20 protein-coding genes are annotated in these 20,248 nt (G+C 71.4%); 12 read left to right on the top strand and 8 right to left on the bottom strand.

Translation table 11 applies throughout. The features are described from left to right. Positions 1–38 precede the first annotated feature (38 nt). Positions 39–704 carry a heme oxygenase (biliverdin-producing) gene (locus HUX53_RS37325; RefSeq protein ID WP_176407983.1) on the top strand — a complete coding sequence of 222 codons (666 nt, stop codon included), beginning with the start codon at positions 39–41 and terminating at the stop codon, positions 702–704. Positions 705–793: 89 nt separating this feature from the next. On the opposite strand, the gene HUX53_RS37320 is transcribed toward HUX53_RS37325, so the two are convergent. The 3 genes from HUX53_RS37320 to HUX53_RS37310 are packed head-to-tail and all read right to left on the bottom strand — an operon-like array spanning position 794 to position 2,874. Further along, positions 794–985 carry a ferredoxin gene (locus HUX53_RS37320; RefSeq protein WP_176407982.1) on the bottom strand — a complete coding sequence of 64 codons (192 nt, stop codon included), beginning with the start codon at positions 983–985 and terminating at the stop codon, positions 794–796. Further along, positions 982–2,202 (bottom strand): NADH-ubiquinone oxidoreductase-F iron-sulfur binding region domain-containing protein, encoded by a 1,221-nt coding sequence (locus tag HUX53_RS37315; protein ID WP_176407981.1) that lies wholly within the window; start codon positions 2,200–2,202, stop codon positions 982–984. The genes HUX53_RS37320 and HUX53_RS37315 overlap by 4 nt, the downstream gene beginning before the upstream one ends. A 9-nt stretch (positions 2,203–2,211) precedes the next feature. Then, positions 2,212–2,874, bottom strand: coding sequence for a heme oxygenase (biliverdin-producing) (locus HUX53_RS37310; RefSeq protein WP_255205997.1), 663 nt, complete (start codon positions 2,872–2,874; stop codon positions 2,212–2,214). Between the two features lie 175 nt (positions 2,875–3,049). Between HUX53_RS37310 and HUX53_RS37305 the strand changes: the two genes are divergently transcribed. The 6 genes from HUX53_RS37305 (at position 3,050) to HUX53_RS37280 (ending at position 9,444) form a co-directional block, all read left to right on the top strand. After that, on the top strand, positions 3,050–3,841 hold the full coding sequence (locus HUX53_RS37305) for a DUF1838 family protein (protein ID WP_176407979.1): 792 nt from the start codon (positions 3,050–3,052) through the stop codon (positions 3,839–3,841). A gap of 133 nt (positions 3,842–3,974) precedes the next feature. Beyond that, positions 3,975–4,943: an ABC transporter permease gene (locus tag HUX53_RS37300; RefSeq protein ID WP_176407978.1), complete on the top strand. Its 969-nt coding sequence runs from the start codon at positions 3,975–3,977 to the stop codon at positions 4,941–4,943. Then, positions 4,940–5,908: an ABC transporter permease gene (locus HUX53_RS37295; protein WP_176407977.1), complete on the top strand. Its 969-nt coding sequence runs from the start codon at positions 4,940–4,942 to the stop codon at positions 5,906–5,908. The genes HUX53_RS37300 and HUX53_RS37295 overlap by 4 nt, the downstream gene beginning before the upstream one ends. Positions 5,909–5,925: 17 nt before the next feature. Next, complete coding sequence (locus HUX53_RS37290; RefSeq protein ID WP_176407976.1) at positions 5,926–7,488, top strand: ABC transporter substrate-binding protein; 1,563 nt, start codon at positions 5,926–5,928, stop codon at positions 7,486–7,488. Beyond that, entirely contained in the window at positions 7,481–8,428 is a 948-nt protein-coding gene (locus HUX53_RS37285; RefSeq protein WP_176407975.1) for an ABC transporter ATP-binding protein, read from the top strand. The genes HUX53_RS37290 and HUX53_RS37285 overlap by 8 nt, the downstream gene beginning before the upstream one ends. Then, entirely contained in the window at positions 8,425–9,444 is a 1,020-nt protein-coding gene (locus HUX53_RS37280) for an oligopeptide/dipeptide ABC transporter ATP-binding protein (protein WP_176407974.1), read from the top strand. Before HUX53_RS37285 ends, HUX53_RS37280 begins: the two co-directional genes overlap by 4 nt. Before the next feature lie 59 nt (positions 9,445–9,503). Here HUX53_RS37280 and HUX53_RS37275 read toward each other — a convergent pair whose 3' ends face one another. Continuing rightward, a complete protein-coding gene (locus HUX53_RS37275) occupies positions 9,504–10,100 on the bottom strand; it encodes a neocarzinostatin apoprotein domain-containing protein (RefSeq protein ID WP_176407973.1) in 597 nt (198 codons plus the stop codon). A gap of 123 nt (positions 10,101–10,223) precedes the next feature. Here HUX53_RS37275 and HUX53_RS37270 point away from each other — a divergent pair, with 123 nt between their 5' ends. From HUX53_RS37270 to HUX53_RS37255, 4 genes are read left to right on the top strand one after another with little or no spacing between them, the layout of a single operon-like run. Further along, positions 10,224–10,949 carry a VIT1/CCC1 transporter family protein gene (locus HUX53_RS37270; RefSeq protein WP_176407972.1) on the top strand — a complete coding sequence of 242 codons (726 nt, stop codon included), beginning with the start codon at positions 10,224–10,226 and terminating at the stop codon, positions 10,947–10,949. Positions 10,950–10,972: 23 nt separating this feature from the next. After that, entirely contained in the window at positions 10,973–11,422 is a 450-nt protein-coding gene (locus HUX53_RS37265) for a DUF3598 family protein (RefSeq protein WP_176407971.1), read from the top strand. Then, positions 11,419–12,942: a class I adenylate-forming enzyme family protein gene (locus HUX53_RS37260; protein ID WP_176407970.1), complete on the top strand. Its 1,524-nt coding sequence runs from the start codon at positions 11,419–11,421 to the stop codon at positions 12,940–12,942. Before HUX53_RS37265 ends, HUX53_RS37260 begins: the two co-directional genes overlap by 4 nt. Positions 12,943–12,946: 4 nt before the next feature. Further along, positions 12,947–14,182, top strand: a complete 1,236-nt coding sequence (locus HUX53_RS37255; protein WP_176407969.1) for a DUF4437 domain-containing protein — start codon at positions 12,947–12,949, stop codon at positions 14,180–14,182. Between the two features lie 39 nt (positions 14,183–14,221). On the opposite strand, the gene HUX53_RS37250 is transcribed toward HUX53_RS37255, so the two are convergent. The 4 genes from HUX53_RS37250 to HUX53_RS37235 form a co-directional block, all read right to left on the bottom strand. After that, on the bottom strand, positions 14,222–15,025 hold the full coding sequence (locus HUX53_RS37250) for an IclR family transcriptional regulator (RefSeq protein ID WP_176407968.1): 804 nt from the start codon (positions 15,023–15,025) through the stop codon (positions 14,222–14,224). Between the two features lie 106 nt (positions 15,026–15,131). Continuing rightward, on the bottom strand, positions 15,132–16,526 hold the full coding sequence (locus HUX53_RS37245) for an MmgE/PrpD family protein (protein WP_176407967.1): 1,395 nt from the start codon (positions 16,524–16,526) through the stop codon (positions 15,132–15,134). After that, a complete protein-coding gene (locus HUX53_RS37240) occupies positions 16,523–17,341 on the bottom strand; it encodes a cyclase family protein (RefSeq protein WP_176407966.1) in 819 nt (272 codons plus the stop codon). The genes HUX53_RS37245 and HUX53_RS37240 overlap by 4 nt, the downstream gene beginning before the upstream one ends. Before the next feature lie 25 nt (positions 17,342–17,366). Then, positions 17,367–18,554 (bottom strand): CaiB/BaiF CoA-transferase family protein, encoded by a 1,188-nt coding sequence (locus HUX53_RS37235; protein ID WP_176407965.1) that lies wholly within the window; start codon positions 18,552–18,554, stop codon positions 17,367–17,369. Between the two features lie 224 nt (positions 18,555–18,778). On the opposite strand from HUX53_RS37235, the gene HUX53_RS37230 reads away from it, so the two are divergent. After that, positions 18,779–20,239 carry a dihydroorotase family protein gene (locus HUX53_RS37230; RefSeq protein ID WP_176407964.1) on the top strand — a complete coding sequence of 487 codons (1,461 nt, stop codon included), beginning with the start codon at positions 18,779–18,781 and terminating at the stop codon, positions 20,237–20,239. The last annotated feature ends 9 nt before the right edge of the window (positions 20,240–20,248 follow it).

Raw genomic sequence — 20,248 nt, 5'->3', positions numbered from 1 at the left:
GTTATCTTTAAGACACCATGTCGTGAAAAGGAGTTCTCATGCCGGCCGAGACCACCGCTGACCGCGAGCCCCTGTCCAAGCTGCTCTACCAGGGGACGACGGAGGCCCACCAGGCCGCCGAGCAGACGCCGTACATGCTCGCGATGTTCCAGGGCAAGCTGCCGAAGGAGGACTACAGTCGCTGGCTGGTGCGCTTCCACTTCGTCTACTCGGCGCTGGAGGAGACGGCCGAGGCGCTGCGCGGCGACCCCGCCGTCGGCGGGCTGTACCTCCCCGAACTCAACCGCACCGAGGCGATCGAGCGCGACCTCGCCTACTTCTACGGGACGGACTGGCGGGCGGAGCTGACCCCGTCCCCCGGCACCGACGCCTACGTGGCCCGGCTGCGGCACGTCCGGGAGGAGTGGCCGCTCGGGCTCGTGCCGCACCACTGGATCCGCTACGCGGGCTACCTGCACGGCGGGGCCACGCTCGCCAAGATGCTCACCACGACCTACGGGCTGCCCGAGGGCGAGGGCATGCGGTTCTACGACTTCGCCGGCATCCCCGACCGGACCGCCTTCATCGGCGACTACCACACCCGCATGAACGCCGTCCCGGTCAAGGCGGAGGACGTCGACGCGCTGGTCGCCGAGGGCACCCGCGCGTTCGAGGCCAACACCGCGATCACGACCGAGCTCGGCGCGGAGTCGGGACTGTCCTGAGCGGGCGCCCGTCCGTGATCCGGGTCCGGGACGCGAAGACGGGCCGCCCCCGCCGCAAGCTCCGGCGGGGGCGGCTCGTCCTTCCCCGGTCACAGCAGCTTGATCGCCTGCATCGGGCACGCCTCCATCGCCGCCTCGGCGCCCGGCACCAGCTCGTCGGGGATCTCCTCCCTGATCACCTTGCCGTAGCCCCATTCGTCCAGGTCGAAGACCTCGGGCGCGAAGCGCTTGCAGTACCCCTGGCCATCGCAGGCGGCGGCGTCTATGACGACTTTCTTCATGGTGACTCTCCCAACTGGATCCGCATGTCGAAGGGCCGTACTCGGGCACACCGGGCGCACTCGCGGACGGCGTGCTCGTTCACCAGGGCGCGGTGATGGCGGAACAGCGAGGCGACCAGAACGCCCGCCGCGTCCGGGGTGGCGCAGTTGCCGCGCCTGGCCAGCCCGCCCGCCATCCGCTCCAGGCGGGCGACCTCGCCGGGCCCGGCAGTGCCCGACATGAGCCCGCCGAGGAGCCCGGCGATCGCCTGCGTGCCGCGTATGCACGGGCCGCACTGGCGGGCGTTCTCCTGGTCGAGGAAGGCCGCCGCGCCGGCCGCGACCTCGACGGGGCACTCCTGCGTGAGAAGCACGAAGGCTCCGCACCCGAGGGTGCTGCCGGCCGCGGTGAACGCCGCGTGCGTCAGCGACAGGCCCAGCAGGCCGGCGGGAAGCAACCCGCCCGCCAGGCCGCCCGCCAGAACGCCGGTCACCGCCGCGTCCCCGAGGTGGGCACGGGCCAGCTCGCGCAGGGGTACGCCGTACGGGACCTCGTACAGGACGGGGGCCCGGCCGCCGCCGGACACGGTCGCGAGGAACGTGCCGGGCGAGTCGCCGGTTCCGGCCGACCGGTAGGCGCACGGGCCGAGCCGCACGGCCAGGGCCAGTTGCGCGAGTGTCTCGGCGTTGGCGACGAGCGTCGGCGCGCCGTCCACGCCCTCCTGCCAGGGACGGGGCGGCTTGACGGCGGGCAGCGCGGGTCCGCCGTTGATCGCGCGGACCACGGAGGTCTCCTCGCCGGCGACGTAGGAGGGCTCCACCCGGACCACCTCCATGTCCGGAACGGAGCCGGCCGCCTTCTCCAGCGCGTCGGCCCCGAGCCGGTCGGAGGCGTAGAGGAAGGACCGTTCCGCGCCGGCGGCGCGGGCGGCCAGGGAGAGTCCCTCGACGACCAGCCCGGGCCGCTCGCGGATGAGGAACCTGTCCTTCGCCGACCCCGGCTCGCCCTCCTCGGCGTTCGCGACCGCGAAACGGCGCGGCGCCGCGGAGTCGGCGACCGAGCGCAGCTTGACGGCCAGCGGGAACCCGGCCCCGCCGCGGCCGCGTATCCCGGCCGCCCCGGCGGTCTCGATGATCTCGGTGCCGGACGGGCCGGCGCCGCGGGCGGCGCGGCCGCCCGGTGCCGCGGCCAGCAGGCGCGCGGTGCCGAGCGGCCGGGTGTGCAGCGGAAATCCCATCGTGGCCGGTCAGGCGACCTTGAACTCGGACATCCGCTTGCCGAGGTCGGCCAGCACCTCGGTGTTGAGCTGGTAGGCCAGCAGCGTCTCGCCGATGATCCGCTTGCTCTCCACCTCGTCCAGGCCGAGCGCGTTCAGCTTGTCGCGGTACTCGAACTTGAACGCCTTGTAGTCGGGGATCTTCGGGAAGTTGTAGAAGCCCACGCCGTCGTCGCCGCTGAACCCGTAGGCGCGCTCCGCGGACTTGCGGATCACCTGCCCGCCGGACAGGTCGCCCATGTAGCGCGTGTAGTGGTGCGCGATGAAACCGCCCGGCCAGTCCGCGATCTGGTTGATCCGCGCCACGTAGGTGATCGTCGGCTTGGACGGCTTGATCGCGTCCTTCCAGCCGGCGCCGTAGAGCACCTTCAGGTCGTGCTCGAGTGCCTCCAGGCGCTCCAGTTCGGGGATCACGAACGGGCCGGCGACCGGGTCGGCGGCGAGCGCGTGGCCGGCCTCCTCGATGGCGACGTAGGCGAAGTAGTGCTGGGCGACCATCTCGGCGTAGCCGTCCTTGGAGATCTGGCCGCCGAGGAGCGCCTGCATGTAGTTGGTGTACTCGGCCGCGTCGTGGTCGGTCCAAGTCGCCTTCCGCAACTGGTCGGCGAATCCCTCGGCCTGTGTGTTCGTCAACGGGATCTCCCTTGTCCGCGTCGCGCCGCCGATCGGGACGGCGCGCTGAGAAGGCTTGCATTGAAACGTTGTTTCACGACAGAGTGTCATCAAGATGGCGGCAGGCGTCAAGCTTTTGACGACATGTCGTCGTGAAAACGCCCGGCTCGCGAGCCGGCCGCGGAGAGGAGCCGACATGCCGCCCGAACACGACCCCCGGCAGGACCTGGACGACATGGTCCGGGTGCGCACGGTCCGCGGCGGAGCCGAGGCGTTCGTCTGGTGGACCGGAGACGTCTACGCCTGGCTGCCCGGGGACGGGCCGCACCACCTGTTCGGCTTCGAGGGCGTCAACGTCGCCCGGACGAAGGCCGTCGACGGCGGTGTCGAACTGCTCAGCCGGGAGGCGGCGAGCTATCTCGACCCGGTCACCCGCGAGGTCGCCGACGACTGGAAGAACCGCTACACCGGCGAGAACGTGGCGGTGGAGCACGTCTGGAACGACCCGGTCGACTTCCGCTGGCTCGCCGAAGGCCCGTACGGCCCGTTCCGTGCACCCCGGACGCGGATCGGCGACGACGTGGTCTTCAACACCGACGTGCTGCTGGCCTACCCGTCCCCACTGCCGGTCGCCGAGTACCCCGCGAACTCCGGGGACGACGTCTACCGGGCGATGGAGCTGTTCCAGTTCTTCACCCGCGCCGCCGACCTGGACGACCCCGGGCTCGACAGCGTGCCGTGCACACTGTCGTGGGTCCGTGTCGCGCCCTGGGTGCCGTGGATGCGGATGGCCGACCGGCCCGGCGCCATGGTGTACCACTGCCGCGGCGCGAAGGTCGCCGGCTGGGACGAGGTGCCGGGCCGGCTCCGGCGGTTCGTCGAGGAGCGCAGGCCCGAGTTCCAGCACGCGCCCGCGGAGTGGTCCTCGCCGAGCGAGACCAGCTGGACCGCGTTCAAGAAGCTCCATCCGGCCGAATCCGCAGGCTGACGGCCTGCCGGGCAATCCATCGTTCGGATGACGACGGTCCGGCGCGGCGGCTCCTACCATCGGACCCATCGCGCCCTGATTCCTCTATCAGGAACCTGATTCCGGGATTAACCACCGGAAGGGGTGATCTCTCTTGGCCCTCTACCTGATCCGGCGAATCCTCTCCTTGCTGGTCACCGTGTTCGCGGTCGTCTCGCTGGTGTTCTTCCTGCTGCGGCTGTCACCGGGCAGTCCCCTCTACACGCTGCTCGGCTACAGCTACAGCGAGGAGGGGCGCGCGGCGGTGGCCGAGCGGCTGGGCCTCAACGCCTCGATCCCCGAGCAGTACGCCCGCTACCTGGGCCGCATGTTCAGCGGGGACCTCGGGCAGTCGGTGTTCTCCGGGCAGCCGGTGTGGACGTCCCTCGCCCAGCGCGTCCCCGTGTCCCTGGAACTCGCGGTACTGGCCGGCGGGGTGTGGATGGCCATCGGCGTCGTCGCCGGATGCCTGGCGGCCCTGCGCCGCGGCTCGTTCTTCGACGGCTTCGTCCGCGTGTTCAGCGTGGTCGCGCTCTCGGTGCCGAGCTTCTGGCTCGGCCTGGCCTGCGTCCTGGTCTTCGGGGTGTACATCACCGGGGTCTTCCCGGTCGGCTACGTGCCGCCGGAGCAGGGCCTCGGACGGCACCTGGCCTCCATGGTGCTGCCGTCCTTCGTCCTCGGCCTGCCGGCCTTCGCCGTGGTCGCCCGGACGCTGCGCGGCTCGCTGCTGGAGACGCTGGACCGCGACTACGTGTCCTTCGCGACCTCGATGGGGATGCGCCGCCGGCGCGTCGTGCGGAAGGTGGCGCTGCGCAACGCGGCCATCCCGACCGTCACGGTCATGGGGCTGATGCTGGGCATGCTGCTCAGCGGCGCCATCCTCATCGAGAACGTGTTCGGCATCCCCGGGCTCGGCCAGCTGATGGTCGACTCCTTCCGCCGCCAGGACTATCCGGTCGCGGCCGGATGCTGCCTGGCCGTGGCGGTCCTCTACCTGTTCACCAACCTGCTGGTGGACATCGCCCAGATGGTCATCGACCCCCACATCAAGGAGAGCGTCCTCTCCGGGACGGAAACCTCATGAGCGACGTGAACCAGGAGGTACGGGACGTAGTACATCCGCAGGCGGCCACGGGCCCGGCCGAGAAGCTCGCCGAGCGGGACGGCGCCGCCCCCGCCGGGCGCCGCCGCCGGACGTGGGACGGTCCGAAGGACGCCCTGACCTGGTTCGGGGTCGGCTGCGCCGGGCTCTTCTGCCTGCTGGCCGTCGTCGGGCCGCTGGTGACGCCCGATCCCAACGCCGGCAGCCCCACCGTGCTGGCGGGCCCGAGCCTCGACCACCTGTTCGGCACCGACCAGCTCGGACGCGACCTGCTGGCCCGCACGGCGGCCGGAACGCGGGTGTCGCTGCTGGTCAGCCTGTCCGCGGTCGTGCTGGGCCTGCTCATCGCCCTGCCGCTCGGGATACTGGCCGGCTACCTCGGCGGCAGCCTGCTGGACGACCTCATCATGCGCGTGCTGGAGACCGTCCAGGCGCTGCCGATGTTCGTCCTCGCCATGTTCGTGATCGGCCTCACCGGAACCGGAACCGGGCACGTGGGGCCCGTCCCGGTCACCATCACCGCCAAGGTGGTGCTGCTGCTCGGGTTCGCGTTCATCCCCTACTTCGCACGGGTCGCCCGCTCGGCCGCGATGGCGGAGGCCGGGCAGGACTACGTGCCCGCGCTGCGGGTCGTCGGGGTCTCGCGGTCCAGGATCGTGCTCGGCGAACTGCTGCCCAACGTGATGCCGGGCATGGTCGTGCAGGCGTTCCTCGCCATGGCCCTGGCCATCTTCGCCGAGGGCGGCCTCGGGTTCCTCGGCCTCGGCGTCCAGCTCCCGCAGGCGACGCTCGGCAACCTGACCGGCGGCGGCACCGGCTACCTGCCGGGCGGCGTGTGGTGGTACTCCGTGCTGCCCGGCGCGGTGATGCTCGCCGGAATCCTCGGCTTCAACCTGATCGGCGACGCGCTGGCCGACCGCCTCGGCGAGCGGGGCACCGCGCGATGACCTACCGGAAGGTTTCGATGATGGCCAACACACCTGGACCGGGCTGGTCCCGGCGGCGCGTCCTCACCACGCTCGCGTCGAGCGCGGCGGCGCTCCCGCTGGCCGGCGTCGCCGGCTGCGCGGGGGGCGGGTCCGCGGCGGGCAGCACCCTGCGGATCGGCGTCGAGGCCGGTCCGAGCAACATGAACCCGCTCGACTCCGGCAGCGAGGTGACCCGCTGGATCGCCGAGCCGATCATGGAGTCGCTGTACGACTACGACGACGAGCTGCGGTCGGTCCCGCTGCTGGCGAGCGCCGAACCGAAGATCTCGGACGACGGCCTCACCATGACGATCCCGCTCAAGAAGGGGATCACCTTCCACAACGGGGACGAGTTCACGGCCGAGGACGTCGTCGCCTCGCTCAAGCACGTCACCGCCCTCGCCAGCGGCAGCGAGTGGATCGTCTACTTCCTGCACTACTACTCCGGCGCCCGCGCCGTCGACCGGCACACGGTGGAGATCAAGCTCAACCGCCGGTACGGGCTGATGCGGTCGCACCTGACCAACCTGCCGATCACGCACCGGTCGTTCGTGGGGCGCAAGGACACGATGATGGGCACCGGACCGTACCGGCTGGACCGGGTCTCCGCCGGGCTGAGCTACGCACTGAGCGCGTATCCGGACTACCACGGGACCAAGGCCCCCTTCCAGCGGATGGAATACCAGATCATCCCGGACGGCTCCACGCGCGCGGTGAACCTGCGCGCCGGCAAGGTCGACATCGCCACGAACCTGCCCGTCGCCGCCCTGCCGCTGCTGCGCGGAGACCAGCGGACGACCGTCCACAAGGTGGACGCCCCCATCGACATCCTGACCTACGTCAAGGCCGGCGACCGGCCGTTCTCCGACGGGAACTTCCGCAAGGCCATCGCGTGCTCGATGGACCGGCAGGCCGTGGTCGACAAGGTCTTCGGCGGCGCCGCGACCATCGGCCAGGGGCCGGTCGGGCCCGCGGAACTGGGCTACGACCCCGCGCTGAAGGCGTTCCCCGCCCGCCCCGACCCGGGGAAGGCCGAGCACTTCCTCGCGGCCGCCGGCGGGAGCCGGGAGTTCACCCTCACCATCGCGGCGGGCCAGACCATCGAGGGCATCGCCCAGATCCTCGTGGAGAACTGGAAGAAGATCGGCGTGACGGTGAAGCTGGACGTGCTGCAGAGCGGCCCGTGGGCGCAGCGGTGGATCTCCGGCGACTACCAGATGATCATGAACAAGTTCGCCAGCGGCTTCACCAGCGGCGCCGCGAACTACCTCACGCTCTCTCCCGCGCAGTCCGGCAGCGTCCTCGCCTGCGGGTACCGCGACACCGCCGTGGACAAGGCCCTGGACCGGGTGTGGGAGACCTCCGACCACGACGAGCGCGCGCGGCTGCTGAAGGGGGTCAACCGCACGCTGGCCGAGGACGCGGTGATGTTCCCGCCCGCCTACCCGAAGATGGTCATCGGCCAGCGCGACACCGTGGCACCGATGTACCCGGCGCGGATGCGGATCAGCCGCCTCGGCGTAGCCCACCTGCGTCCCGCCGGAGGCTCCGGTGCCTGAGCGGATCCTCCTGGACGTCGACGACCTGCATGTCGGCTACCGCGGTCACCGCGGCCGGACCGTCCCCGCGGTCCGCGGGGTCACCTTCCAGCTGCGCCGCGGCGAGGTCCTCGGCCTGGTCGGCGAGTCCGGCAGCGGCAAGAGCAGCGTGTGCGCGGCGCTGACCCGGACCCTGCCCGAGGGCGCGCACCTGAAGGCCGCCCGCCTGGACTTCGGCGGCACCGGGCTCGTCGACCTGCCGGAGGAGGGCATGCGCCGGTTGCGGGCGACCCGTATCGGGCTCGTCCCGCAGCGGCCGATGACGTCCCTCAGCCCGGCGACCCCGGTGCTGCGGCAACTGCGCTGGTACGGCGGCGGGGAGGACCTCACCCCGCTGCTGAAGCAGGTCGGGCTGCGCACCGTCCTGGACCGGCCCCGCGACTACCCGCACCGCTTCTCCGGCGGCCAGCTGCAGCGCCTGCTGATCGTGCTGGCGGCGCTGGCGCGCCGCCCCGACCTGCTGATCGCCGACGAGCCCACCACGACGCTGGACGCCACCGTCCAGGCCCAGGTGCTGCGGCTGCTGCTGGACCTGCGGGACCGGCTCGACCTGGGCATCCTCTACGTCACGCACGACCTCGCGGTGGTCGCGCAGGTCTGCGACCGGGTCGCAGTGATGTACGGGGGGCGGCTCGTCGAGACCGGAACGATCCAGCAGATCTTCGGCGAGCCCCGGCATCCCTACACCAAGGCCCTGCTGGCCGCGCTGCCCGGCCGGACCCGGCCGGGCGAGCGGCTCGGGGCCATCCCGGGCAGCGCCGTCGGCGCCGCACACCGTCCCGGCTGCCCGTTCGCGCCGCGCTGCCCCGTGGTGCTGGAGCACTGCCGGGAGGAGGCTCCGCATCCGATCGTCACGTCCGAGGCCACCGTCAGCTGCCATCGCGCCGAGGAGCCCGCATGACCACGTCCACGAGCGCATCGCCCCCGAGCGAGGCGCCACTGATCGACCTCGACCGCGTCACGCGCAGGTTCGCCCTTGGAAAGGTCCTCGACCCGCGCAAACGCCGGATCGTCCACGCCGTTGAGGACGTGTCGCTGTCGCTGGGCCCCGGGGAGACCCTCGCGATCGTCGGCGAGTCCGGCTGCGGCAAGTCGACCCTCGCCCGGCTGGCGGTGGGGCTGCTGCGACCGACCATGGGGGAGGTGCGCATCGGCGGCGTTCCGGCCGGCTCGCGGTTGCCGCGCGGGGTGCGCCGCACCGTGCAGTTCGTCTCGCAGAACCCGTGGTCGGCGCTGAACCGGCGCAAGAGCATCGGTCACGCGATCGGGCAGCCGCTCGCCGTGCACGGGCTGGGCGCCTCGGACGCCGAACGCGCCGCGCGGGTCCACGAGCTGCTGGAGCAGGTGGGGCTGCCGCCCGAGTACGCCGAGCGCAGGCCGGGCGGCGTGAGCGGCGGCGAGCTGCAGCGCGCCACCGTCGCGCGGGCGCTGGCCGCCTCCCCGCGGGCGATCGTGCTGGACGGGCCGACCGCCAGCCTCGACGTCGGGGTGAAGGCGACGCTGGTCAACCTGCTGCTGGATCTGCGCGAGTCGCTCGGGCTCGGTTACGTGCTGATCACCCATGAGCTGGACATCGCCCGGCATCTGGCGACCCACGTCGCCGTCATGTACCTGGGGCGCGTGGTGGAGTGGGGTCCGGCCGAGGAGATCTTCGCCGCGCCCCGGCACCCCTACACGCGAACGCTGCTGGCCGCGATCCCCGAGCCCGATCCGGCCCGGCGCGAGCTGCCGGTGCTGACCGGGGAGGTGCCCTCGGCGGTGAATCCGCCGCCGGGGTGCGCGTTCCATCCGCGCTGCCCGTACGCGGTCGACCGCTGTGCGCACGAGATGCCGGAACTCGTCAGCATCGGGGAACGGCGCAGCGCGTGCCTGCGCGATGCCGAACTGCTGGACATCGCGGCCGCCGAGGACGGGTGACGACGATGACGGCCGGGGGCGGGACGGTGTTCCCGTCCCGCCCCCGGCCGCACTGCGGGCTAGCGGTCGGCGGGGGCGGACCGGGCGCGCCTGACCAGGTAGAACACGACGCCCGCGACGACCACGACCGCGACGGCGCCGCCGGCCGGCAGGATGCCGCCGGAGCCGCCCTCGTCCTCCTTCGCCGCGGCGGGCTCCGCGGCCGGGGCCGCCGCGCCCCCGCCGCCGGTGAAGGTGAGCGACGCGGTGACGTAGTTGCGGGTCGACTTCGGATCGGCCGGATCGTTCGTCATCAGGGCGCACGACGTCTTGGCGCAGTCGGTGTCACCGAAGGTCGGGACCACCTTGAGCTTGGTGGACAGCGTTCCGTCGGCACCGGTGGTCGCCTTGGCGTAGTTGCCGGTGTCGCACGCGCTGCCGAGCGGCTTCGCGCTGTCGCAGACGGCGACGAACAGCAGTGTCTCCGGCTCGAAGCCCGTGCCCTGCACCGAGATCTCGGTCCCGGCGGCGAGGTTCTCGGACGGGGTGACGGTGATCTCCGGCTTGGCGTCGGCGGCGGCCGCCGCCGGCGAGCTCGCGGCCAGCACGGCGGCGGCCAGCAGGGGCACGGCCGACAGCGGCCGGGCCCAGGTGGGACGGGGACGGGACGAGGGCATTCGCGGCCTCCCTTGAGACGTGCCCGCAAGCTTCCGAAGAAGCCCCGGCAGTGACTTGCGAAACACTGTTTCACGACATACTGTCGTAAAACAAGAGTGTTGAAGAGTCGAGAGGGACCCCCTATGAGCGCCGAGGCCGCGACCCTGATCCCGCCCGTGGAGCACCATCGCGGGCACCGCGATGTGACCGGCGGCTGGCTCCGCCCCGCGGTGTTCGGCGCGATGGACGGGCTGGTGTCCAACTTCGCCCTGATCAGCGGCGTCGTGGGCGGCGGAGCGTCGTCCTCCATCGTGGTCGTCACCGGGCTCGCCGGGCTTGCCGCCGGGGCGTTCTCCATGGCGGCCGGCGAGTACACCTCCGTGGCCTCGCAGACGGAGCTGATGCGGGCCGAGATCGATGTGGAGCGCTCCGAACTCGCCCGCAACCCCGAGGGCGAGCTCGCGGAGCTGACCGCCCTCTACCGCACCCGCGGGCTCGACGAGAAGACCGCGGACGCGGTGGCCCGCCAGCTGTCCGCGCAGCCCGAACTGGCCTGGCGCGTCCACGTCCGCGAGGAGCTCGGCGTGGACCCCGACGACCTGCCGTCCCCCTTCGTGGCCGCCGGCTCGTCCTTCACCGCCTTCGCGCTCGGCGCGATCATCCCGGTGCTGCCGTTCATGCTCGGCGCCGACGGCCTGCTCATCGCCGCGATCGTGAGCGTGCTCGGGCTGCTCGGCGCCGGCGCCGCCGTGGCGAAGCTGACCGCCCGGCCCTGGTGGCGCGGTGCGCTGCGGCAGCTGACCCTCGGCGGCGTGGCCGCCGCCGCGACCTTCGGCATCGGCGGTCTCGTCGGCGCCGGTCTGTCCTGATCCGAACCAAGCGAGGAGAACCCATGGGCATCCGCGAGGACATGCCGCTGCTGGCCCGCCACGAAGGCGAGTGGGAGGGCACCTACACCTACGTGGACCGGTCCGGGAAGGTCACCGACGAGCACCGGTCCCTGCTGTCCTGCCGCCTCCCCGACGACGGCACCTGGGACTACTACCAGGTCAACAAGTACACCTGGGCGGACGGGCGGACCGAGGAGCACCGTTTCCCGGGCACCTACCTGGGCGACGGGCGCTGCGAGTTCGACACCGAGCGCATCAAGGGCGAGTTCTGGGCGGTCGACGACAGCACGATCTACCTGTCGTGGGTCTACAAGAAGCGCGATGCCGACATGCGGCTGTTCGAGCTGATCGTGCTCAGCGAGGACGGCGAGAACCGCAGCCGGACGTGGCAGTGGGTCAGCGGCGGCCGGTGCGTCCAGCGCACGCTGATCAACGAGACCCGGGTGTCATGAGCGTTCCCGGCGTATCGCTCTCGATCGCCGGCGGAGTCCGCGAGTTCGGCTCCGCGGTGCCGGAGACGGTCGCGGTGATCGACGGTGACCGGCGGCTGACCTACGGCGAACTGCACGAGCGGTCCAGCAGGCTGGCCAACGCGCTGGCCGCCGCGGGCCTGGCGCCGGGCGACCCGGTCGCCGTGCTGCTCGGCAACCGGCTGGAGTACCACGAGATCGCGGCCGGCATCGCCAAGGCCGGGCTGGTCATGGTCCCGCTCAACCCCAGGCTGCTGCCCGCCGACAGCGCGTTCATCATGGGGCACTCCCGGGCGCGCGCCATCATCTACGACGAGTCGCTGGCCGACCGGGTCGAACCGCTGCCCGGGGGGCTCAGGACCCACCTGACGATCGGTGCCGGCGGATCGTACGAGCAGGCCCTCGCGGAGGCGGACACCGAGGATCCGCAGGTGCCCGCCGACGAGCGCGATCCGTTCTGCATCGCCTACACGTCCGGGACGACGGGCGAGCCGAAGGGCGTCCTGATCAGCCACCGGTCCCGCGTCCTGACCTTCTACATGTCCGCGCTGGACTGGAGGCTCGGGCCGGGACGCACCTCCATCGCGGTGGCCCCGATGTACCACGGCGCGGGGTTCGCGTTCGGCTACGCGCCCGTGTTCACCGGCGGCACCGTGGTGATGCTGCCCCGCTGGGCCCCCGAAGGACTGCTCGCGCTGATCGAGCGGCACCGTGCGCAGTCGGTCTTCCTCGTACCGACGCACGCGCAGGCCGTCCGCGCGCTCGGCGACGAGGCACTGCGGTCCCACGACCTGTCGAGCCTCGACACCCTCTTCTTCAACGCGGCCGCGCTTCCGGTCCCGCTCAAGGATTGGGTGATCGAGAGCTTCCCCGGCGTGGACGTGCACGAGGTCTACGGCTCCACCGAGGCCGGCGTGATCACGGACCTGCGTCCGCCGGACGCGCGCCGCAAGGCCGGCTCGGTCGGCCACCCGTGGTTCATGACCGAGGTGCGGCTGCTGGACGACGACGGCGCGGAGGTGCCGCCGGGAACACCCGGCGAGCTGTTCTCCCGCTCCCCGTTCCTGATGAACGGCTACCTGCGCGACCCGGCGGCCACCGAGGCGTGCCTGTCCCCGGACGGCTTCCTCACCAGCGGCGACGTCGCCGTCCGGGACGAGGAGGGCTACATCACGATCGTCGACCGGAAGAAGGACCTGATCATCACGGGCGGGGTGAACGTCTATCCCCGCGATGTCGAGACGGTCCTGGAGGGCTGCCCGGGCGTGGCCGAGTGCGCGGTGGTCGGCGAACCCGACGAGATGTGGGGCGAGCGCATCGTCGCCTATGCCGTCGCGGCTCCGGGCCATGATCTCGGACCCGAGGCGATCACCGAGTTCCTCGGCGGCCGGCTGGCCCGGCACAAGGTCCCCAAGGACGTCCGTCTTCTTCCTTCACTGCCGCGCAACGCGGCCGGAAAGGTGCTCAAGCGCGAACTGCGCACCGTACTCGTAGAGGAGTGATGAAATGCGACCCCACGTTGAACTGGTCCAGCAGGACGACTACGTCTGGCACGGCGCGGAACTGATCGGTGGTGAAGGGCGGGCGAGTGAGCGGCGCCTGTCGGTGGACGAGGAGGACGGTTCCTCCTCGCTGCGCATCGACTTCCACACCGACTGGGGACGCGGGCCGGGCATCCACCACGCCGACACCGAGTACCACGTCCTCGAAGGGTCCATGACCTACGGCGGGCGGACGATCGGCAAGGGCGGCTACGTGCACGCGCCGAAGGGGGTGCCGACCGACGTGATGACCTTCAGCGAGGGCACGCGGATCCTGCATTACCGCGAGTACGGCGATGCCGGTTTCGACGCGGTGGACGGTGTGGGCGCGCCGGGCTGGGCGGACGCGCGCGGCGAGGTGACGGTGCTGGACACCGAGGCGATGAAGTGGGACGCCGTGCCCAACGCCGGTCCCATGCCGGGCCTGTTCATCAAGTACCTGCACGTGGACCCGGTCACCGGTTTCTACACCCGCCTCGTCCACTCGCAGGAGGGCTGGACCGACCACCGCCTCGCCCACCACCCGTGCTACGAGGAGGCGTACACGCTGCAGGGCAGCATGGAGTACAACTTCGGCACGCTCGACCCCGGCACGTACTTCTTCCGTCCCGCGCGGGTCAAGCACGGGCACTTCACCACCCCGGAGGGCGGGGTGACCTGGCTGATGCGCTCCGACGGCGAACTGGTCAACTGGTACACGCAGAACGAGTGGCTGCGCTGGGGCGGCGAGGCGGTCAACTACGGTCCCGGCGGCGGCCGCATGCGCTGGTCGATGTCCAGCCACGACATCGGCCGCGGCGTCCCGCCGCGCAGCGACCGGGACCTGCGGGACCTGCGGGCTTCCGTGCAGTTCCAGCGTGAGCAGGGCAAGGACGACGTCGACTACGTGCCGAACGGGACGGGTGCCGACAAGAGCCTGATCGCCATCGCCAAGGCTCTCGACAGTGCCGGCATGCAGGCCGGGCACGGCTCCGGTGACGGCCACGAGCACGGGCACGACCACGAGCACGGGCCGGTGTCGGCGGACTGGGGCGCGGAGCTGGGCGACCTCGAGCACCCCGACGAGCGGACCGACGAGCAGCGGCACAACTGGGGTGCCGGCCGCGCGTGGAAGGAGGGAGACCCGATTCCGGCTCCCATCGTGTCCACCCTGCCGGTGCGCAGCCGGTCGACCGGCCGCTGGGCGGGCGACGGCATGTGACGGCCCGGGAGGGCCCCGAACCTCCCCGGGGCCCTCCCGTCAGCCGTTGTATCCCATCTCGGCCGACAGCTTGCCGGTCACCTCCAGCAGGGCTTCGGCGCACCTCCTGGCCTCGCCGCGGAAGCGCTCGGCCGGGCCGCAGACGCTGATCACCCCCGCCGGCCTGCCGTGGTGGTCCAGGACGGGGGCGGCGACCGACGCCGACCCGGGCTGCCGCTCGGAGACCGACTGGGCGTAGCCGCGCCTGCGGATCGCCTTCAGTTCCTTCCGGAGGACGTCCTCGGCGACGACGGTGCGCTCCGTCAGGCGGACGAGCGGCGTGTCCGCGAAGTAGGCGTCGATCTCCTCGTCGTCCAGGAACGCCAGGAAGGCCTTGGACGAGCCCCCGGCGTGCAGCGGATACGGGATCCCGAGGCTGACCGACATGATGACTTCGCGGCTGGGCGTCACCTGGTCCACGTACACGCGCGTGTTGCCGGTGCGGATCGACAGGGTCGCGGTCTCCGACAGGGAGCGGGACAGGCCCGCGAGTTCGGGTGCGGCGATCCGGCGGATGTTGATGCGGTCGAGGTAGGCCAGTCCGAGCCGCATCACGGTGAGGCCCAGCGAGTAGCGGCGGGTGTCCTGGTCCAGTTCGATCAGGCCGCGCAGCCGCAGGGACGCGAGGATGCGGTGCACCGCGGCCTTGGAAAGGCTGAGCCGCTCGGCGATCTCGGTCACTCCGAGGGTGACCGAACCGGGCTCGGCGAACAGGACGAGCACGTCCGCGGCGCGTTCCACGGTGGCGACCGTCTTACTCGACGAATCTCCGTCGCGGCGGCGGATCGGCTTCGATGTGTCCATGGGTATGGGAGTCCCTACTTGCTGGGCGCCCGTGTCGGGGCGGGTATAGGCGACGTTCTGGCGCTGAGGAGATTCCATCACGCCCCATGGAGCACTCGGTGGCCGGTCAGCGCAGAAGTGCCGTGAACATGGTGAGATCGTCGACGTCCCCGAGGCCGTAGGCGAGGTCGGTGATCTGCTCGGCGCGCGATTCGGGGACGTGGCGGGTCGCGTTGAGGCGGAACTTGGTCGCGAGTTCGTCGGCGGAAAGGGGTTTGTCGGGGCCGCCGCGGTTGGCGTCTACGCGTTCTTCCAGTTCGGCGCCGGTGTGGGTGCGGATGCGCAGGACGGCGGGGAACTGGTGCGGGAAGATCTCGTCGCAGTGGGCGTCGGGCACGCAGCGCACTTTCGCGGCGAGCGCGAGCCGGTCGGGGTCGGCGGCGGCCTCGTCGGTGAAGTCCTCGTGGAAGACGCCGAGGCCGCCGCCGCCGAGCAGGGCCGCCGCGACGGTGTAGGGGCCGGAGAAGGCGGCGTGGTACCCGGATTTGGGGTGGGTCTTGTCCTGGTGGGGTTCGCCGATGGTGCGCAGGACGGGTGTCGGCGCGCCCAGTTCGATCGACTCGATGTCGGCGGGGTCCAGGCCGGCGGCGCGCAGGCGGAGGGCGGCGTCGATCCCGGCATGGGTGAAGTGGTTGCAGGGGTAGGGCTTGAAGAAGATGCCGGGCAGTTCCCAGTGCTCGCCGAGGCCGGTGGTGAGGGCGTCCAGGTCGATCTGGTCGCCGCAGAATGCCTGGAGGAATCCGAAGCGGCCTTCCAGGACGGTCGGAGGGCCGGTGATGCCGGTGCGGGCGAGGCCGGCGGCGGTGACGGCGGCGTGTGCGGCCCAGCCGCAGTGGATGCGTTTGACGGTGCCGCCGGTGCGGTTGGCTTCCAGGATGCCTGCGCCCATGCTGGCGGCGATGCCCATGGCGTTGGCGATGCCGGTGGCGTCCAGGCCGGAGAGCATGGCGGCGGATGCGGCGGCGCCGACGGTGCCGCAGATGGCGGTGGCGTGCTGGCCGCGTTCGAAGAACACCGAGTTGCCGAGGGTGCGGTCGTATCCGGCCATGCCGAGCCGGACGGTGATCTCGATCCCGACGCCGACGGCGTCCAGGAGTTGGGCTCCGGTGGCGCCGCGGGCTTCGGCGACGGCGAGTGCGGCCGGCACCACCGACGCCGACGGGTGCAGGACGGACGGCAGATGGGTGTCGTCGAAGTCGAGCGAGTGGGCGAGTGTTCCGTTGAGCAGGGCGGCGCTGGGTTCGGGCAGGCGGGTACCGGTGCCGATCGCGGTGGCGCGGCCCTCGCCGCCCCATTCGGCGACGAGCGCCCCGACGGCGCGGGCCGGGGGTTCCGCCGTGGCGGCCAGGCTGTTGCCCAGGACGTCTAGGACGCGGCGGGCGGCGTCGGCGCGCAACTCGTCCGGTAGCCCGTCGGCGGCGGCCGAGGCAGCGAGGGCGGCGAGGCGTTGGACGGGGGTCATGCCGTTACCGCCGCGAGGGGGCGGACGGGGGAGCCGGTGCCGCCCTTGATCCGCAGCGGGGCCAGCACGAACACGAACTCGTGCAGCCCGGCCTGGGCGAGGGCTTCCAGGTTCAGGTGCTCCAGGATGAAGATGCCCGATTCGACCAGCAGGATCCGGTGGACGGGCAGGACGGCGTGCCCGGCGCCCGCCGGGATCTGCTCGTAGGCGGTGGTGTCGGCGCCGGTCGCGACGACGCCCCGGTCGGCGAGCCAGCGTGCGGCGGCTGGTGTCGCGCCGGGGACACCGGTCTGTTTGCCCAGGTAGGTGGTGGTGTCGTCGAAGTTGCGGGACCAGCCGGTGCGGATCAGCGCCACGTCGCCCTCGCCGGGTTCGGCGTCGGCGCGTTCGGCGGCGAGGTCGAGGTCCTCGGCGGTGATGCCGTAGCCGGGCGGCAGGGTCGCCACCTGGTGGACGGCGGCCACGTCCAGCAGCACGCCCCGGCGCAGCAGGCCGGGCAGGTTCTCGGCGCCGTGATGGCTGAAGGCGCCGCCGCGCTGGGCGTCGACGGCGGAGATTCCGCCGTGCAGTTCTCCGTTGTGGCTGACGTGGGAGAGTGCGTCGATGTGGGTGCCGACGTGGCCGCCGGTCACGATGATCTCGTTGGCGGCGGACCCGCCGTCGGGCCGCTCCATGTCGCCGTGCCGCCGGATCAGGGTCATCCGGAATCCGGGGTGGTTGGGGGAGCAGGGCATGCCGGTGAAGAACGGCTGGCCCAGCTCGATCAGCCGGACCCCGCCGGCGACGGCCGCGAGCAGCGGATCCTGCGTAGTCATTTCTGGCCTTCCTTGACCGGGGTCGTCACTTGATCACGCCCTTGGCGCGCAGGTCGTCCAGCGCGGCCTCGTCCACCCCGTAGCGGGCGAGGATCTCGGCGGTGTGCGCGCCGAGCGGTGGCCCGGCCGACTCGATCCTTCCCGGGGTCTGTGAGAGCCGGAACAGGATGTTCTGCATCTTCACCGGGCCGAGTTCGTCGTCGGGGACGGTCGCGATGGTGCCGAGCGCCGCGAACTGTGGGTCGGTCATGACGTCGGCGGCGGTGTAGATGGGCGCGATGGCGGCCTGCGCGTCCTCGAACGCCGTGACGACCTCGTCGCGGTCGCGTCCGGCGATCCAGGACCCGACGGCCTCGTCCAGCACGTCGGCGTGTTTGGCGCGTTCCGTGCCGGTGGCGAACCAGGGTTCGTCGATGAGCTCGGGGCGGCCGACCAGGCGCATCACCCGTTCGGCGATGGACTGGGCGCTGGTGGAGACGGCGACCCAGCCGCCGTCGCGGGTGCGGTAGGTATTGCGGGGCGCGTTGTTGTGCGACCGGTTCCCGGTGCGGGCCTGCAGCTCGCCGAGCTGGTCGTAGGTGATGATCTGCGGGCCGAGCAGGGTCAGGATCGGTTCGATGATGGCCAGGTCGATCACCTGCCCGGTGCCGGTCTCCTCCCGTGCGCGCAGCGCGGTCATGATTGCGAATGCGGTGGTCAGGGCGGCGATGCCGTCGGCGAGGCCGAACGGCGGCAGGGTGGGCGGGCCGTCCGGTTCCCCGGTGATCGCGGCGAATCCGCTCATCGCCTCGGCGAGCGTCCCGAACCCGGGCCGTTTGGCGTAGGGGCCGGTCTGCCCGAACCCGGTGACCCGCGCGAGGACGAGCCGCGGGTTGAGCTCGGCCAGCGTGTCGTAGCCCAGGCCCCAGCGTTCCAGCGTCCCGGGCCGGAAGTTCTCGATCACCACGTCGGCGTCGGCGGCCAGGCGGCGGAACAGGTCTTGTCCTTCGGGGGAGCCGAGGTAGAGGGTGATGGCCTTCTTGTTGCGGCCGAGCATCTTCCACCAGAGCCCGACGCCGTCGCGCTGCGCGCCGTGGCTGCGCACCGGGTCGCCCTTGGGGTGCTCGATCTTGATGACGTCGGCGCCGAAGTCGCCGAGCAGCGTCGCGGCGAGCGGGCCGGCGAACAGCGTGGCCGCGTCGAGGACCCGGACCCCGGACAGCGCGTCGGTCATGACCGGCACCACCTTCGCTCAGTTGTTCCGTCAGGAGAAACACAAGAATGCAATGATCCGAATCGCGGCAGCGCGCCGGACTCCTCAAGTTGGCACCGATCATGGAGTTACGTCAAGTTCCCTCAAGACATTGACCCCTAACGTGACGGCTGCCACCATGATGTCAGATCGATCGAATGTTCCCCTTAGCGGAACAACCGTGGCGGGGCGGTAAGGAGACATGCATGGCGACGACCGAGCTGCTGCTGAAGAACGTGCGGGTGGTCCGTCCCGATGTCCCCGCGCCCGAACTTGGGGACATCGCCGTCAACGACGGCACCATCGTCCGGGTCGCCCCCGATCTGCCGGACGACGACGCGGCCACCGTGGTCGATGGGCGCGGGCGGCTCGCGTTCCCGGGTGTGGTGGACGCCCATCAGCATTGGGGGATCTACAACGAGCTGGCGGCCGATGCCCGCACCGAGAGCCGCGCCAGCGCGCAGGGCGGCGTCACCACCTCGTTGACCTACATGCGGACCGGCCAGTACTACCTGAACAAGGGCGGGCCGTACCGGGAGTTCTTCCCCGAGGTGCTGGGCGCCGCGCAGGGCAACGCCTACGTCGACTACGGCTTTCACCTGGCGCCGATGATGGCCGAGCACATCAACGAGATCCCCTACCTCGTTGAGGAGCACGGCGTCACGTCCTTCAAGATCTTCATGTTCTACGGCAGTCACGGGCTGCACGGCCGCTCGTCCAGCCAGAGCGATTTTCTGATGACGCCGTCGGACGAGCGCTACGACGTGGCGCATTTCGAGTTCGTCATGCGCGGCGTGCAGGCGGCCCGCGAGCAGCTCGCCGAGTACGCGCCGCACATCTCGCTGTCGCTGCACTGCGAGACCGCCGAGATCATGACCGCCTACACCCGGATCGTCGAGCAGGACAGGTCGCTGTCGGGCCTGCGCGCCTACAGCGCGTCCCGCCCGCCGCACTCAGAAGGCCTGGCCGTCACGATCGCGTCCTACCTGGCGCACGAGACGGGCCTGCCGAACATCAACCTGCTGCACCTGTCGTCGCAGAAGGCGCTGTCTGCGGCGTTGACGATGGCGGGCGCGTTCCCGCACATCGATTTCCGCCGCGAGGTCACCATCGGGCACCTGCTCGCCGACGTCGACACCGCGCACGGCCTGGGCGGCAAGGTCAACCCGCCGCTGCGCGACCGCGCCGACGTCGAGGCGCTGTGGCGGCACGTCCTGGCCGGCGAGGTCGACTGGGTCGTCAGCGACCACGCCTGCTGCCGGGACGAGATGAAGTTCGGCGCCGACCGCGACGACATCTTCCTGGCCAAGTCCGGGTTCGGCGGCGCCGAATACCTGCTGCCCGGCCTGATCGGCGAAGGCGTCAAACGCGGCCTGCCGTTGCAGCGCATCGCGCAACTGACGTCGTGGAATCCGGCCCGCCGCTACGGGCTGCTCAACAAGGGCGCCCTCGCCGAGGGCTACGACGCCGACATCGCCCTGGTCGACCCCGACGTGTCGTGGACGGTCCGCGCCGCCGATTCCGAATCGGCGCAGGAGTACACCCCGTTCGAAGGGTTCGCCATGACCGCGCGGGTCACCGACACCTTCGTGCGCGGCCACCACGTCTACGCCGACGGCGAGATCCGCGGCGAACCGGTCGGCCGCTACCTGCACCGCGGCCGGTGAATCCTAGGA

This window comes from Actinomadura sp. BRA 177, from assembly GCF_013372625.1.
In the GTDB taxonomy this organism is placed as follows: domain Bacteria; phylum Actinomycetota; class Actinomycetes; order Streptosporangiales; family Streptosporangiaceae; genus Spirillospora.
Note: the sequence above shows the minus strand (reverse complement) of the source record. Positions and strands in the feature narration are given on the sequence as shown.